2 protein-coding genes are annotated in these 623 nt (G+C 39.3%); both read right to left on the bottom strand.

The genetic code is table 11. The annotated features are described in order from the left end of the window. Window positions 1-189, bottom strand: a 189-nt coding sequence (locus BG32_RS05025; RefSeq protein ID WP_147434835.1) for a LysM domain-containing protein, incomplete at its 3' end; no start/stop codon positions are given. Beyond that, window positions 186-623: diacylglycerol kinase family protein (locus tag BG32_RS05030; RefSeq protein ID WP_259459529.1), on the bottom strand; the 438-nt coding region annotated here is incomplete at its 5' end. The genes BG32_RS05025 and BG32_RS05030, both read right to left, overlap by 4 nt.

A 623-nucleotide genomic window follows, 5' to 3' on the forward strand; every position in this document is an offset into this window, starting at 1 on the left:
CTTTATACTGTTGGGATTTTTGAGATTGTTGAAATCAATAATAGTTGAGATGCTAACGTCCAAATCTCTTGAAATAGTATGAATCGAATCTCCCGCTCTAACCACGTATGTAACAAGAAAAAACGCGAAACTGCGAGTCATCAACAACGAAGACATAAATAGGAATAACAGAATGACCCGACGGTTCATTCCCTGCCACCTCCAAAAAGCCCTAAAGAAAAGAAGACAACCAAAATGATTATACCAAAAAGCAGTCCAACGGCAAAATGCAAACCAAAAATCGTTTGTAAAATAATGGATAAACCTATCAGTACTGAGACCGCACTTCCTAAGAGTACCACGGAAGCCGCCGTGTCCTTCAATACTCGTACTCTTTCGTCATAGTATGGTCGCAAAATGTCTGCAAGCTTCTCTATTAGAGTATTAATTCCTTCCAGTAGTAATACCATAAACGTACAGAAAAGCAGCCAATAATAATCATTCTTATCTACTTGGATCAGCGCACCAAGAGAGAGAATAACGGCCCCAATCACAAGCTGGATCCTGAAGTTTCTCTCTCTTAGAAGATGTTTTATTCCGTTAGTAGCGTTCCCTAGGCTTCTAACAAACTTTCTCATTCGAAT

It is taken from the genome of Mesotoga sp. HF07.pep.5.2.highcov (assembly GCF_003666285.1).
GTDB lineage: Bacteria > Thermotogota > Thermotogae > Petrotogales > Kosmotogaceae > Mesotoga > Mesotoga prima.